Origin of the sequence: Mesorhizobium sp. M1088 (assembly GCF_040318575.1) — a bacterium.
In the GTDB taxonomy this organism is placed as follows: domain Bacteria; phylum Pseudomonadota; class Alphaproteobacteria; order Rhizobiales; family Rhizobiaceae; genus Mesorhizobium.
This window is the reverse complement of the sequence record NZ_JAMYMO010000005.1, coordinates 149,228-162,173: the sequence shown is the minus strand read 5'-3', so window position 1 is coordinate 162,173 and position 12,946 is coordinate 149,228. Positions and strand designations below refer to the sequence as shown.

Here is a 12,946-nt window from a genome sequence, read left to right as displayed (position 1 = left end):
CAGGTCAAGGCAGCGGCAAAAGCGACATCACCGGACTTGCCTTCCGCGCCGGTTCAGCCCTTCGCCACCTTGCGGATCGCGCTCGACGACAGCGACGAACGCGGGCCGTGGATGAAGGTCCAGGCCGGCGCCGTCATGCGCGCGAGCCGCGGTGCGTCGCCTTCGTCGACGCGGGCATAGTCGAAGGTCTTGGCGACCACCGACGACAGGAACGACAGCGTCGCGCCTGGCCGGTCGACCACCGCGATCGGGAACGTCATCACGATGCGGCGCCAGCGCTGCCAGCGGTGGAAGTCGCGAAGCGAGTCGGCGCCCATGATCCAGACAAAATCGACGCCCGGGTTACGCGCCTTGACCAGCGCCAGCGTGTCGGCGGTGAAGCGGACGCGGTGGGCTGCCTCGAAGGCGGTGACCTTGATCTTCGGGTTCTTGGCGATCTTTTCGGATAGCTGCAGCCGCTCAGCCAGCGGCGCCAGGTCTCCGGCGTTCTTGAGCGGGTTGCCGGGCGTCACCATCCACCACAGCTGATCGAGCGCAAGCCGTCTGAGTGCGATCTCGGCGACCAGCGCATGGCCGGCATGCGGCGGGTTGAACGAACCGCCGAACAGCCCGACCGCCACGCCTTTCCCGGCATGCGGCATGTGCAGATAGTGGGAGGATACGGATTCCTTACCCTCCTCCTTGTGAGGAGGGTCGATCCGCGAAGCGGAGCGGGGTGGGGGTGTTGCAGAGTTCAGCGTCGCACCCCCACCCGGCTCGCGATGCTCGCCACCCTCCCCACAAGGGGGAGGGTAAGACCGGCGCTCAAGGCCTCACCTGTCCCGACCCGCGTACGCGGTATTTGAACGAGGTCAGTTGCTCGACGCCGACCGGCCCGCGTGCATGCATCTTGCCTGTGGCGATGCCGATCTCGGCGCCCATGCCGAACTCGCCGCCATCGGCAAACTGGGTCGAGGCGTTGTGCAGAAGGATCGCCGAATCGACCTCGTTGAAGAACCGGTCGACCGCTGTGGCGTCCTCGGCGATGATCGCCTCGGTGTGATGCGAGGAAAACGTCTCGATATGCTCGATGGCGCCGGCGACGCCGTCGACCAGCTTCACCGCAATGATCGCGTCCAGATACTCGGTCACCCAGTCTGCATCGGTCGCGGGCTGGGCATCGGCATAAAGCCTCAGCGCCTCGGCATCGGCATGGATCTCGCAGCCTGCCGCCCGCAAGGCCTCGAGGATCGGCACCAGATGCGTGCCGGCGGCGGCACGGTCGACCAGCAGCGTCTCGGCAGCACCGCACACCCCGGTGCGCCGCATCTTGGCATTGACCGCGATCTTGACCGCCATGTCGAGATCGGCCGATCGGTCGATATAGAGATGGCAGATGCCCTCGAGATGCGCGAAGACCGGCACCCGCGCCTCGCTCTGCACACGCTCGACCAGGCTGCGGCCGCCGCGCGGAATGATGACCTCGAGATTGCCGGAAAGTCCTTTCAGCATTTCGCCGACGGCGGCGCGATCGGTGGTCGGCACCAATTGTATGGCATCCTCCGGCAGCCCGGCTGCCTTCAGCCCCTCGACCAGGCAGGCATGGATAGCGGCGGAAGAATTCGCCGAATCCGAGCCGCCGCGCAGGATCACCGGATTGCCCGCCTTGAGGCAGAGCGCGCCGGCATCGGCGGTCACGTTAGGCCGGCTCTCATAGATGACGCCGACGACGCCGAGCGGCGTGCGCACCCGTTCGATATGCAACCCGTTCGGCCGGTCCCATGCGGCAATGACATCGCCGACCGGATCGCGTAACCCGGCGATCTCGCTGATACCGTCTGCCATGGCGCGGATGCGGGCGGGATCGAGCTTCAGCCGATCCATCGACGCTGCCGATAGGCCAGCCTCCCTGCCATTTCTGATGTCGATGGCATTGGCGTCGAGGATGTCCTGCTCATGCCGAAGGATCGCCTGAGCCATGCCGAACAGCGCCGCGTGCTTGCGCTCGGCCGCAGCTATGGCCAGCGGGCGGGCCGCGGCACGCGCGCGGCGGCCGATATCGGCCATCAGCGCCACGGTATCATCCCGGGATTTTTCATGCAGCGTCAGCATGGCTCATCCTCCGCTATGTAACCTGGTCACCGACTACTTGCTCGCCACCGGCATGGCTCACCACAAGATCGTCGCGGTGGATCATCGCCGAACGCGCCTCGTAGCCGAGCACGGTTTCGATCTCGGCCGTCTTCAGGCCAGCGATCCTTACGGCATCGGCGGCATCATAGGCAACCAGCCCGCGCGCGATCTCGCGGCCCTCCGGCGACAGGATCGCCACCGTGTCGCCACGCGCAAAATTGCCGCTGACCAGTTTGACGCCGGCCGGCAGCAGCGACTTGCCGGAGAGCAGCGCGCCGATGGCGCCGGCATCGACGGTCAGCCGTCCTGCAGGTTCGAGCTGCCCGGCGATCCAGGTCTTGTAGCCCTTGACCGGATTGGCGCTCGGCCGGAAGAAGGTGGCACGCTCGCCGCGCTCGATTGCCAGCAGCGGCGACAGCCGCGTGCCCGATGTGATGATCATGGCGGTGCCGGCGGCGGTCGCGATCTTGCCGGCGTCGAGCTTGGTGCGCATGCCGCCGCGCGACAATTCCGAAGCAGCGGCACCCGCCATCGCTTCGATGTCGGGAGTGATGCGGTCGACGACCTGAATGAATCGAGCTTGCGGGTCACGCGCCGGCGGTGCCGTGTAGAGCCCGTCAATGTCGGAAAGCAGCACCAAAAGATCGGCGCCCATCATGGTGGCGACGCGCGCCGCCAGGCGGTCGTTGTCGCCATAGCGGATTTCGGAGGTGGCCACCGTATCGTTCTCGTTGATGACCGGCACCGCCTTCATTTTGAGCAGTGTCGAGATCGTCGCCCGTGCGTTGAGATAGCGGCGACGCTCTTCGGTGTCGCCGAGCGTCAGCAGGATCTGGCCCGATTTCAAGCCATTCTTGCCGAGCGCATCCGACCAGGCGCCGGCCAATGCGATCTGCCCGACGGCGGCCGCCGCCTGGCTCTCCTCGAGCTTCAGCGCCCGCTTGCCGAGACCGAGGATGGTGCGGCCAAGTGCAATCGCCCCGGAAGACACGACGAGAATTTCGGCGCCGCCACTGGCCAGCATGGCGATGTCGTCGGCAAGCGAGGCCAGCCAGTCGCGCTTCAGGCCCGTCGTGCGGTCGACAAGCAGCGCCGAGCCGATCTTGACGGCAATGCGCCGATAATTTTTCAGCGATTGCGCGGCCATGGCTATGTGTTCCAGCGCGTCTCGACCGGCGCAGCGACCGCCTCGCGTGCATCGGCCACCACAGCGATCAGCGCGCGCAACACCGCCTCGACGCCTTCGCCGGTGACCGCCGAAAGCAGCATCGGCGCGCGGCCGGCGGCACGTTTCAGCGAGGCGGTCTTTTTCTTGCGTGCGTCGGCATCGAGTATGTCGACCTGGGAAAGCGCGACGATTTCGACCTTGTCGGTCAGCCCATTGCCGTAGGCTTCGAGCTCGGCACGCACGGTCTTGTAGGCATTGGCCGGATTTTCTTCCTGCGCCGAGACAAGATGCAGAAGGACACGCGTGCGCTCGACATGGCCAAGGAAGCGGTCGCCGATGCCGACACCTTCATGCGCGCCTTCGATCAGGCCCGGGATATCGGCAATGACGAATTCGCGACCGTCGATGCGGGCCACGCCAAGGCCGGGATGCAGCGTGGTGAAGGGATAGTCGGCGATCTTCGGCTTGGCCGCGGTGACCGCCGCCAGGAAGGTCGACTTGCCGGCGTTGGGCAGCCCGACGAGGCCGGCATCGGCGATCAGCTTCAGCCTGAGCCAGATGTTGAGCTCTTCGCCCGGCAGTCCGGGATTTGCGCGGCGCGGCGCCTGGTTGGTCGAGGTCTTGAAGTGCTGGTTGCCGAAGCCGCCATTGCCGCCCTTGGCCAAAAGAAAGCGCTGGCCGACGACCGTGAGATCGCAGATCAGCGTCTCATTGTCCTCGGCAAAGACCTGCGTTCCGGCCGGCACTTTCAGCGTCACGTCGGCACCCTTGGCGCCAGTCATGTTGCGGCCCATGCCGTGCGTGCCGGTCTTGGCCTTGAAATGCTGCTGATAGCGATAGTCGATCAGCGTATTCAGCCCATCGACCGCCTCGACCCAGACATCGCCGCCGCGGCCACCGTCGCCGCCGTCGGGGCCGCCGAACTCGATGAACTTTTCGCGCCGGAACGACACCGAACCGGCGCCGCCGTCGCCGGAGCGGATGTAGACCTTGGCTTGATCGAGAAATTTCATCGGATTGTATGGTTTCTGTTATTGGCTTTGCGGGATTGCTCTAAACCAAGGCGGGACGAAGGGCGAGGGCCGTTTTTGCTACTGTAAGGTCGCGCGTAGCTCTGGACGCGTAGCATTTGGTTGACCCTTGCCGAAAATCGATCTTCGGCTTTCCAAGCGTGAGATGTCGGAATGAAACTGGTAACTTACAATATCCACTACGGCGTCGGTCTCGACGCCCGCTACGATGTCGGCCGTATCGCCGATGCCGTGCGCGGCGCCGACGTGATCGCGCTGCAGGAGGTCACCCGCGCCAACCCGAAGAATGGCGGCCGCGACATGGTGGCCGACCTCGGCGAGGCGCTGCCCGACTATTTTGCCGTCTACGGCAGCAATTTCGAAGCCGACGCCGGCTCGCGCCTGGAGAACGGCCGCGCCATCACGACCACCTTCCAGCTCGGCAACATGGTGCTGTCGAGGACGCCGATCCATCTGTCGCGCAATCTCCTTTTGCCGCGCAGCCGCAGTGTCGAAGCGATGAACTTCCAGCGCGGCGCGCTGGAGGCGCTGATCGAAACGCCGCTTGGTCCGATCCGCTTCTATTCCACCCATCTCGACCATCGCAGCCCGGTTGAACGGCTGAGCCAGATCCGCTTTCTGCGCCAGCGCCTGTTGAACTACCCGCTCGAGGGCGGCGGGCTCTCCGGCGTCGCCGAGATCGGCTTGCCGGACCTGCCTTGTCCCGACGCCTTCGTCGTCATGGGCGACTTCAACATGCTGGCTGGATCGCCGGAACATGTCGAACTCGCCGGCCAGCCTGACCATGAATTCGGCATGCCGGTGACCGCCGACCTGGCCATCGATGCTGCCACGCGCCTCGGCGCCGCCGGCGCCGATCTCGTCACCTGGGTCGACCCCAAGCGGCCGGGCGATACCAGCCGCTACAAGCGCATCGACTACGTCTTCACCAGCGCCTCGCTTGCCAAATCGCTGAGGCGCCTGTGGGTCGACCGGCAAGCGGCCGGTTCGGATCACTTGCCGGTCTGGCTCGAGATGACGTGAGCCGCATCCATCAAAAATGCACCCAGTTCCGCAGGCTGGTCCAGGTCTTGCGATCGAGACGGTAGCGCTCGACCGGCACCTGACCGGCAACGATCGAGTTCAGCATGCCCTGGCCGGCATACTGGAAGCCGCATTTGTGGATGACCCGGCGCGAGGCCGGATTGATAACCCGCGTCGAGGCGTGCAGCACCTGGATCGTGGTTCTCTGGAAGGCAAGGTCGACCAGTGCGTGCGCTGCCTCCGTCGCGTAGCCGCGTTTCCAGTACGGCTCGCCGATCCAGTAGCCGAGCTCCAGCCCACGATCCGTGGTGTTGAGCCCGGCACAGCCGACGAAGGTCTCGGTGCCGGCCAGCGTCAACGCATAGGCGATTCCGGCCCGGCGCGATGCCGTCATGGCCAGGAAAGCGCGTGCCTCCGCCTCGCCATAGGGATGCGGCATGCGAGCCAGCATTTCCGCGACATGGCGGTTGTCGGCGAGCGCCACCAATTGCTCGATGTCGCTCTCACGCGGGGGCCGCATGACTAGCCGCTCGGTGATCAGGACCGGGCAATCTATCGCGTAACTTTCGTCGTCTGTCGCTTCCGCTTCGGCAACCATATCAACGTCCTCCAGGCACAAGAAAAAGGGGAGATGGAAACCCATCTCCCCTGATCCATTTCCTGGCTTGGCCAGACACCGGTTCCCGAGATGGGTGCCGGTGTTCTCGTGCGGAACCGGCTACTCCGCTGCCTTCGTCATCGGGTTCACCGATACGTAGGTTCGGCCATTGGCTTTTTTGTTGAAGGTGACTGCGCCAGCTTCGAGCGCAAACAGCGTGTGGTCCGTGCCAATGCCGACATTGGTGCCGGGATGCCACGTCGTGCCACGCTGACGAATGATGATGTTGCCCGGAATCACGGCTTCGCCGCCGAACTTCTTCACGCCGAGCCGCTTGGAATGGGAGTCGCGACCATTGCGCGACGATCCGCCAGCTTTCTTGTGTGCCATCTAACTACTCCGATGCGCCGCGAGGCGCCTAAACGATCTTATGAACGCGTTCGCGTTCCGTTTCAAGTCCGATCCGGCGACGATTGCGCCGGTTCGTTCTACTTCTTCGCCAATTCCTTGGCCTGCTCGCGCCAGTCCTTGATCTGGTCGGCGCTGAACGGCATGTGCTCGTCGATCTTGGCGACGTCCTTGTCGGACAGCTTGGCGATCTGGGTAAAGGTGGTGATGCCCTGTTCGTTGAGCTGGCCGGCGGCGACCGGGCCGATGCCCTTGATCACGGTCAGGTCGTCCGGCTCGCCTTTCGGCGCCTTGAACAACGGCGCGGCGGCTTCGGCAGCCTTGTCCTCGGTCGTCTCGGCTTTGGCTTCCTTCTTCGGCGCAGCCTCTGCCTTCGCTGCTGCCTTCGGCGCGGCTTCAGCCTTCGCCTCGGTCTTGGCGGCGACCTCGGCCTTGGCTTCGGTCTTGGCGGCGGCCTTCTTCGCCGGCTTGGCGCCACCCAGCAGGATTTCGGCGATCCTGACGGTGGTCAAAAGCTGGCGATGGCCGATCTTGCGGCGCGAATTCTGCCGACGGCGCTTCTTGAAGGCGATGACGGTGCGGTTCTTGCCTTGCTCGACGACTTCGGCGGTGACCATCGCACCATCCACGAACGGCGCACCGAACGTGACGTTTTCGCCTTCGCCATGCGCGAGCACATTACCGATCTCGACGATGTCGCCGACATTGGCTTCGAGTTTTTCGATCTTCAGGAGATCGTTGGCGGCAACGCGATACTGCTTGCCGCCCGTTTTGATGACTGCGAACATTTTTTGCCTTTCGCTGTTCGGTCGGCCTTGATGAACCGCTTCAGGCGGTTCGGCCGTCTTTTTGTCAGTCTGCGGGTTCAAAAAACAAGCGGCGCGGAAGACCCCTCCACGCCGATTGCGCGCTGTCCCTAACCGAAGGTTCGGCTTGAGTCAAGGCAAGCGCCGCGGGCAAGCTGCGAATGGGTTAAGCCCAGACCTTGCAAATATCGAGCAACGGCCACCGGAGCCTCGAAGAAGCATGGACAGAAGCTGCGGCGCCGGGGCAGATTGGCCCTTGTAACCTGCCTGTCCAGCCGTTATCTAGTGCGCCGCGCCGGCAACGGCGGACCATGACCGCGGAGAGGTGGCAGAGTGGTCGAATGCACCGCACTCGAAATGCGGCATGGGTGCAAGCCCATCGGGGGTTCGAATCCCTCCCTCTCCGCCAGTGATCCTAATTTTTTTGATGCTGCCTGCCGAACTCAGCCATAAATGCTCGTGAAGTCGCGGAGCTCAATTGCAGCCCGGCGTTAGCATTGGCCCGCTACGTCGTTGTGACCAGGCAACCGAGCGGTGTTGCGGAAGGTTGTCAGTTCGCAGTGTGGGTCAAGCGTCAGTCGGATCGTAAGTGTATTTGGTGATCGACCCGTCGCGAACCTATCCACGACCTCATCGATCACATGGAACGGAGCAAGAAACCACTTCGCACTGGATGGCGGCTGGGTTCTGTTGCGAGCAGTTGCCGATCAAGACGCGGTGACTTCTGCGGCGGCAAGGCCAGCAAAGTCAGCGAGCGATGCACTAACTGCTGGAGCGCGCCCCGCCTTCGAGGTATAAATGGCGCTATATTCCGGGAGGAAGAGCCATGAATGCAGTGCCTCAATGGCGGCTCGCAGGCGACTGGTTCGACATCTGCAGCTGCGACATCCCTTGCCCTTGCGAATTCGCCCAGCGGCCGACCGGCAATCACTGCCAGGGCGTGCTCGCCTGGCATGTGCGCGAGGGTCGGTATGGCGACGTGAAGCTCGACGGCCTGTCGCTGGTGGCGCTCGGCGAGTTTGAAGGCAATCTATGGGCCGGCGAGGCAAAAGCCGTGATGGGCATGTACCTCGACGAGAAGGCGAACGAGCGGCAACGTGAAGCCCTTCAGGCGATCTTCGGCGGGCAGGCTGGCGGCTGGCCGGCGGGCTTTGCCGCCAACATCGGCGAGATGCGTGGCATGGAGTTCGTGCCGATCACTTTCGAGGCGGCGGACGACCTCGCCACCTGGCGGGTCGAGATTCCTGGCCTCGTCGTCGGGCATGCGGAAGCACTTTCAGGTCCCACAACACCACCCGGCAAGCGGGTGCAGACGATCAACCCGCCGGGCTCGGAGATCGGCCCGGGCCAGGTTGCCACCTGGGGGCGTTCGGTCGAGGTGAGCACCAAAGGCTTCGGGCTCGACTGGACGGGCACGGCCCGCTCCAGCAAACACATTCCGTTCGACTGGACCGGCCCGAACTAGGGACGTGCCGATGCCTGACGCGTTCCCCGGGAAATCGTGGCGGCTCCGGAATTTGCGTGGCATGCCGCTCGGCCTTCTCGCATCGCTCGTCGTGCTGACAGCGGCGGCGTGGGCGCTGACCCTCAGCATGGATATGCCAATGGGCATTGCGGTGCGCGGCGGGATGGCGGGTATGGAAGGCATGGCCGGCGTGGCGACGGCCGGAATTGCCGCCGACGGCTGGTCACTCGCCGGCGCCGCCGCCTTTCTTGCTGCATGGACGGTGATGATGGCTGCTATGATGCTGCCGGCGGCCGCGCCCATGATCTTTATGTTCGCAGCGGCGCAGGCCAGGCGCGAACAGCACGTCGCCATCCCGGCGTGGATATTCGTCGCGGGCTACATGCTCGTCTGGGCGGCGGCGGGCCTTCTTGTGTATGTCCTGGTCCAGCTCGGAAGCGAGTATGCGACGAGCCTCGATCCGCCTCAGCGTTCGAAATGGGCGCCGCTCGCACTCGGTATAACGCTTGGCGTCGCCGGCCTCTACCAATTCACGACCCTCAAGCACATTTGCCTCAGCCATTGCCGTTCGCCGCTCGCTTTCATTGCGCAGCATTGGCGCGACGGGCGGGTTGGCGCAGTCGAGATGGGGCTGCGGCACGGACTCTATTGCCTTGGCTGCTGCTGGGCTCTGTTTGCCGTGCTGGTCGCGGTGGGCATCATGAGCGTCGCCTGGATGCTGCTGTTGACGCTGGTCGTCTTCGTCGAGAAGCTGCTGCAGCGCGGCCGCCGCTTCGAAGTTGCTGTCGGCATTGCGCTGATGGCCCTCGGGATCGCTGTATCGTTCGGTGCGATCGAGATGCCCTGGATGAGCGGCTAACCCCCAGCCGGGTGGTGAAACTCCAAACGCATCGGTCTCATTTTCAGTCCTTAGCGGTAAGGGTGGGTCGCTCTGTTTGACGAACCGATGCCAGCAGCGACAGTCGGGTCGGTGCTGGCTCAAGATGGCACGCTATGCAGCTTTCCGCCGCAATTGGCTCACGCTCAGCCACACCGCCGAAACCAGGAAGTAGAGGGCGCCTACTGCGGCATAGCCGGCCACGTTGGTGATCGATGGCGGCATCGGCATCCGCGCCTGTGCGATGAAAAACGTGCCTGCCAGTGCTGACTGCCCTCCGCTCAGGACCATCGCCCACTGCGCACCAGAGCTCTTCCAACGGCGGACAGCGGTACCGAGTTGAAGCAGGCCGGACAGGATCGCCCATAGGCCGAACACGCCCAGCACCCAGTTCATGCTCATCTTCTGCGCAACAACGACCGCGAACGTTGTCGCCACACTGACCACGACGTTGATGGCCTGGGTGCGATTCTGTCCCAATCCTCCGCTGCGCGATGCGTCGACAAAATTGGCCAGGGCATCCCATGCAGGATAAGCCACGAGCAAAACCGCCGCGACCACCCCGGAATGCTGCCCCACCGTAAAGGCAGCCGCCACCCAGACAGCCGAGAACGCCGTCCGAGCGAAGTAATAGAGCTTGAGCCATTGTTCCTGGCTGGCGCGGAAAAGATTGTTACTGTAAGCCGTCATTGGATAAACCTTTCGACTAGTAGGTAGGGACTCTCGACGAACGTCGCGGAGTGATTGCTAATTATGGTTAGTTGAGATCTAGGCTGGTATCCGGGGGGAAGCGCGGAGCCGCTCCAGGAGCGGGCCCGTCACGACGGCGAATATCTTCGGATCGCCATAGGCCCGGGCTGAGAGCATCGCGCCGTGAACGGTCGCCATGAACGCTTCAGCCTCGGCACGAGGGGTACTCATCAGTCGAAATTGGCCGTGCCGCGCACCGCGCTCCATCACCGATGTCAGCCAAGCCGACAGCGAGCGGAAATGCGCCCGGACCTCAAGGCTAACTTCCTCGGGCAGCACGGGGAGCTCGCTTGCCAACAGCGCGCAGATACAAAACGGGGCGCTGGCGTTCGCGATGCAGGCTTCCCAATACCCGGCATAGATCCGCAACTGTTCGAGCGGATCGGATTCGTGAAGTTCGACATTTGCCATCCCCGCTTCAGTTTCTTCGCGATACCGCGCAACCAGCGTCCGAACCAGATCGACCTTGCTTGGGAAATGGTGATGGATGCTCGCCTTACGGATCCCGACCACATCAGCAATGTCGGCATAACTGAAACCGTTGTAGCCGCCAGCCACGATCAGCGAACGCGCACAAGCCAGGATGTCGTCAGAGGTGGTAGACAAGTTGCTCATGCTTTTACCTACCTTCTGGTAGGATGGCAGTCAAGCCTTTTTGCAACGCGAGCGACAAACAGAGAGCAGTAGCGTGGAATTAGGTAGCTATGGCGTAGACGTAGGTCCCATCTTCGTCGTTCACGGCCCTCCATCCATTCAGAAAGCTCCGGGTGTTTGTCGATCGAGGTAGCCATCCCGCTTCGAGGACGAGGCAACACCCTCCGGCCGACCGGACCACCGCCAATCGCCGTGCGGCACTAGGCGTTTGCACCGACTGCGCTATCTCCCCATCGTCAGCTTGTTCTATCGCTGGTTGAAGACTGGGAGGTTTCCATGGATCGGCGACTATTTTTGACAGGAATGTTTGGCATTGCCGGGGCCGCGGCCCTTGCAAGCACGGTTCGGCCAATCAATGCGGTGGCCGGCGTTCCAACTGCCAGAAGGGGCATTCTCGATGAACTCGAGGCGCCGGATGTCGAGACCTTCGACGACGACGAAACTCAAGCAGAGTTGCAACCAGTCTATCATCGCCGTTGGCACATGCCGCGCCGGCGCCGCCGGCGCGCCTGGAGAAGGGTCTGTCGCGTTTACTGGCGAAACGGCTATCGGCGCAGGCGGTGCTTCCGCAGGCGCGTCTGGGTCTGGTTTCGATTCTAGCAACTGGCCGGCTTGAACCCTGGCCATCGCGGCCGGGGTTTTCGCCCCAGGCGGCCGTTAGCGCCCTTACGGAGCTTTCCTAAGAGCGCGGAGGAGGCTGACGGTGTTTGCAGGTTTCAGAGCCACCAGCCTACGACTGGACGATACGACGATTTTCGCAAGGGTCGGAGGCACCGGTCCGCCGCTGCTGCTTCTTCACGGTTTTCCAGAAACGCATCTGATGTGGAGGGATATCGCCGCAGCCTTGGCGCCCCGCTTCACGGTCGTCGCCGCCGACCTTCGAGGCTATGGCCAAAGCGGATGTCCGGTTTCCTCGGCCGATCATAGCCCATACGCCAAGCGCGCCATGGCCGGCGACATGGTTCAGGCCATGAAGCAAGTGGGGTTTGAGCGGTTCATGGTTGCCGGGCATGATCGTGGCGGGCGGGTTGCCTATCGCCTGGCGCTAGACCATCCCGACAACGTGCTCAAAATCGCCGTCCTCGACATCATCCCCACCGCCGCAACATGGGATCGGGCGGATGCCAGACTGGCGCTTGGCTTCTGGCCCTGGAGCCTTCTTGCCCAGCCGGAGCCCCTGCCGGAGCGTCTGATCGGCGCGGCTCCCGATGCTGTCGTCGACGATGCAATAACGCAGTGGGGATCGTCAGCGAAAATGGTCTCCAAAGAGGTCAGGGACGCCTATGTTGATGCGCTTCGCGATCCCGCGCATATTCATGCCCTCTGCGAAGAGTATCGCGCCGCTGCGACGATCGATCGTGAACATGACGCGTTGGACCGCGCAAACGGTCGTCGCATCGACAGTCCGCTACTGGCGCTATGGAGTGGCGAAGGCGCCCTGGAGAACTGGTATGCGCAAGAAGGCGGGCCGCTGGCCATCTGGAGGAAATGGGCCGACAAAGTGGCAGGACGCGCTGTCCAAGGCGGGCACTTTTTCCCGGAAGAGCACCCCGACAAGACGGCAGCGGCTCTCTCGGAATTCTTTGAAGACAAACAGGTCGGTCAGCACAGGGTATTGTAGAGGTCACATGCTTCAGTTACGCGGAACCTCGGGAGCGCTTCACGGCCTGAGATCGAGAACCTCCGGAAATGCGCCCGTCCGGCATCAATGTGCTTGATAAGGGAATGAAGGCGATCTCCACGGCCGCGCCTCTGATATGCAGCCTCATGTTTGTCGGAAGTTGCGCATCGCCTTTGCCGGCATCCTTTGATGCTGCGAAATACGACAAGATGAGTTGCGTCGAGCTCAACGTGGCGATCGGCGCTGTCGCCGACGAAATGTCGGCGACAGCCATCGCTCGTGGCAAAGTCGTCCACACCAACATTCCGGGCTGGCTGTTGGGAGGGCAGCGTGTCGCCTCGACCGTGGCTGCCCGCCAGAGTGCGAAGATCGAGCGCTTGCGGCAGCAGGAGGCTGCGATTGCCGCGGCGAGACGAAGCCGGTGCTGATTGCG

The 12,946-nt window shown here is 63.4% G+C and carries 14 protein-coding genes and 1 tRNA gene; 6 read left to right on the top strand and 9 right to left on the bottom strand.

The genetic code is table 11. The features are described from left to right. Positions 1–53 precede the first annotated feature (53 nt). The 4 genes from NKH49_RS08845 to obgE all read right to left on the bottom strand — a co-directional run bounded on the left by NKH49_RS08845 (position 54) and on the right by obgE (position 4,293). Positions 54–641 carry a nicotinate-nucleotide adenylyltransferase gene (locus NKH49_RS08845; protein WP_031212055.1) on the bottom strand — a complete coding sequence of 196 codons (588 nt, stop codon included), beginning with the start codon at positions 639–641 and terminating at the stop codon, positions 54–56. 163 nt (positions 642–804) lie between these two features. After that, a complete protein-coding gene (locus NKH49_RS08840) occupies positions 805–2,091 on the bottom strand; it encodes a glutamate-5-semialdehyde dehydrogenase (RefSeq protein ID WP_352504904.1) in 1,287 nt (428 codons plus the stop codon). Positions 2,092–2,104: 13 nt separating this feature from the next. Next, positions 2,105–3,259: a glutamate 5-kinase gene (gene proB / locus NKH49_RS08835; protein WP_352613311.1), complete on the bottom strand. Its 1,155-nt coding sequence runs from the start codon at positions 3,257–3,259 to the stop codon at positions 2,105–2,107. Positions 3,260–3,261: 2 nt separating this feature from the next. Next, positions 3,262–4,293, bottom strand: a complete 1,032-nt coding sequence (obgE, locus tag NKH49_RS08830) for a GTPase ObgE (RefSeq protein WP_352450880.1) — start codon at positions 4,291–4,293, stop codon at positions 3,262–3,264. A gap of 171 nt (positions 4,294–4,464) precedes the next feature. On the opposite strand from obgE, the gene NKH49_RS08825 reads away from it, so the two are divergent. Then, positions 4,465–5,334 carry an endonuclease/exonuclease/phosphatase family protein gene (locus NKH49_RS08825; protein ID WP_352613309.1) on the top strand — a complete coding sequence of 290 codons (870 nt, stop codon included), beginning with the start codon at positions 4,465–4,467 and terminating at the stop codon, positions 5,332–5,334. A 10-nt stretch (positions 5,335–5,344) separates the two neighbouring features. On the opposite strand, the gene NKH49_RS08820 is transcribed toward NKH49_RS08825, so the two are convergent. The 3 genes from NKH49_RS08820 to NKH49_RS08810 all read right to left on the bottom strand — a co-directional run bounded on the left by NKH49_RS08820 (position 5,345) and on the right by NKH49_RS08810 (position 7,128). Next, positions 5,345–5,932: a GNAT family N-acetyltransferase gene (locus tag NKH49_RS08820; protein ID WP_352613307.1), complete on the bottom strand. Its 588-nt coding sequence runs from the start codon at positions 5,930–5,932 to the stop codon at positions 5,345–5,347. A gap of 120 nt (positions 5,933–6,052) precedes the next feature. Beyond that, positions 6,053–6,322, bottom strand: coding sequence for a 50S ribosomal protein L27 (rpmA, locus tag NKH49_RS08815; RefSeq protein ID WP_023678077.1), 270 nt, complete (start codon positions 6,320–6,322; stop codon positions 6,053–6,055). Between the two features lie 98 nt (positions 6,323–6,420). Continuing rightward, positions 6,421–7,128 (bottom strand): 50S ribosomal protein L21, encoded by a 708-nt coding sequence (locus NKH49_RS08810; RefSeq protein ID WP_352613305.1) that lies wholly within the window; start codon positions 7,126–7,128, stop codon positions 6,421–6,423. A gap of 337 nt (positions 7,129–7,465) precedes the next feature. Between NKH49_RS08810 and NKH49_RS08805 the strand changes: the two genes are divergently transcribed. The 3 genes from NKH49_RS08805 (at position 7,466) to NKH49_RS08795 (ending at position 9,470) form a co-directional block, all read left to right on the top strand. Further along, positions 7,466–7,555, top strand: a tRNA-Ser gene (locus NKH49_RS08805). A gap of 417 nt (positions 7,556–7,972) precedes the next feature. Further along, positions 7,973–8,611: a DUF1326 domain-containing protein gene (locus tag NKH49_RS08800; RefSeq protein ID WP_352613303.1), complete on the top strand. Its 639-nt coding sequence runs from the start codon at positions 7,973–7,975 to the stop codon at positions 8,609–8,611. A 61-nt stretch (positions 8,612–8,672) separates the two neighbouring features. Then, positions 8,673–9,470 (top strand): DUF2182 domain-containing protein, encoded by a 798-nt coding sequence (locus NKH49_RS08795; RefSeq protein ID WP_352613301.1) that lies wholly within the window; start codon positions 8,673–8,675, stop codon positions 9,468–9,470. Positions 9,471–9,602: 132 nt separating this feature from the next. On the opposite strand, the gene NKH49_RS08790 is transcribed toward NKH49_RS08795, so the two are convergent. Both NKH49_RS08790 and NKH49_RS08785 read right to left on the bottom strand, forming a co-directional pair. Next, positions 9,603–10,178 carry a DUF308 domain-containing protein gene (locus NKH49_RS08790; protein WP_352613299.1) on the bottom strand — a complete coding sequence of 192 codons (576 nt, stop codon included), beginning with the start codon at positions 10,176–10,178 and terminating at the stop codon, positions 9,603–9,605. A 78-nt stretch (positions 10,179–10,256) separates the two neighbouring features. Further along, the gene (locus NKH49_RS08785) at positions 10,257–10,853 is read right to left on the bottom strand and encodes a TetR/AcrR family transcriptional regulator (protein WP_352613297.1); all 597 of its coding nucleotides are present in this window, start codon (positions 10,851–10,853) and stop codon (positions 10,257–10,259) included. A 742-nt stretch (positions 10,854–11,595) separates the two neighbouring features. Between NKH49_RS08785 and NKH49_RS08780 the strand changes: the two genes are divergently transcribed. Both NKH49_RS08780 and NKH49_RS08775 read left to right on the top strand, forming a co-directional pair. After that, the gene (locus tag NKH49_RS08780; protein ID WP_352613295.1) at positions 11,596–12,513 is read left to right on the top strand and encodes an alpha/beta fold hydrolase; all 918 of its coding nucleotides are present in this window, start codon (positions 11,596–11,598) and stop codon (positions 12,511–12,513) included. Positions 12,514–12,722: 209 nt separating this feature from the next. Then, the gene (locus tag NKH49_RS08775) at positions 12,723–12,941 is read left to right on the top strand and encodes a hypothetical protein (RefSeq protein WP_352450887.1); all 219 of its coding nucleotides are present in this window, start codon (positions 12,723–12,725) and stop codon (positions 12,939–12,941) included. The last annotated feature ends 5 nt before the right edge of the window (positions 12,942–12,946 follow it).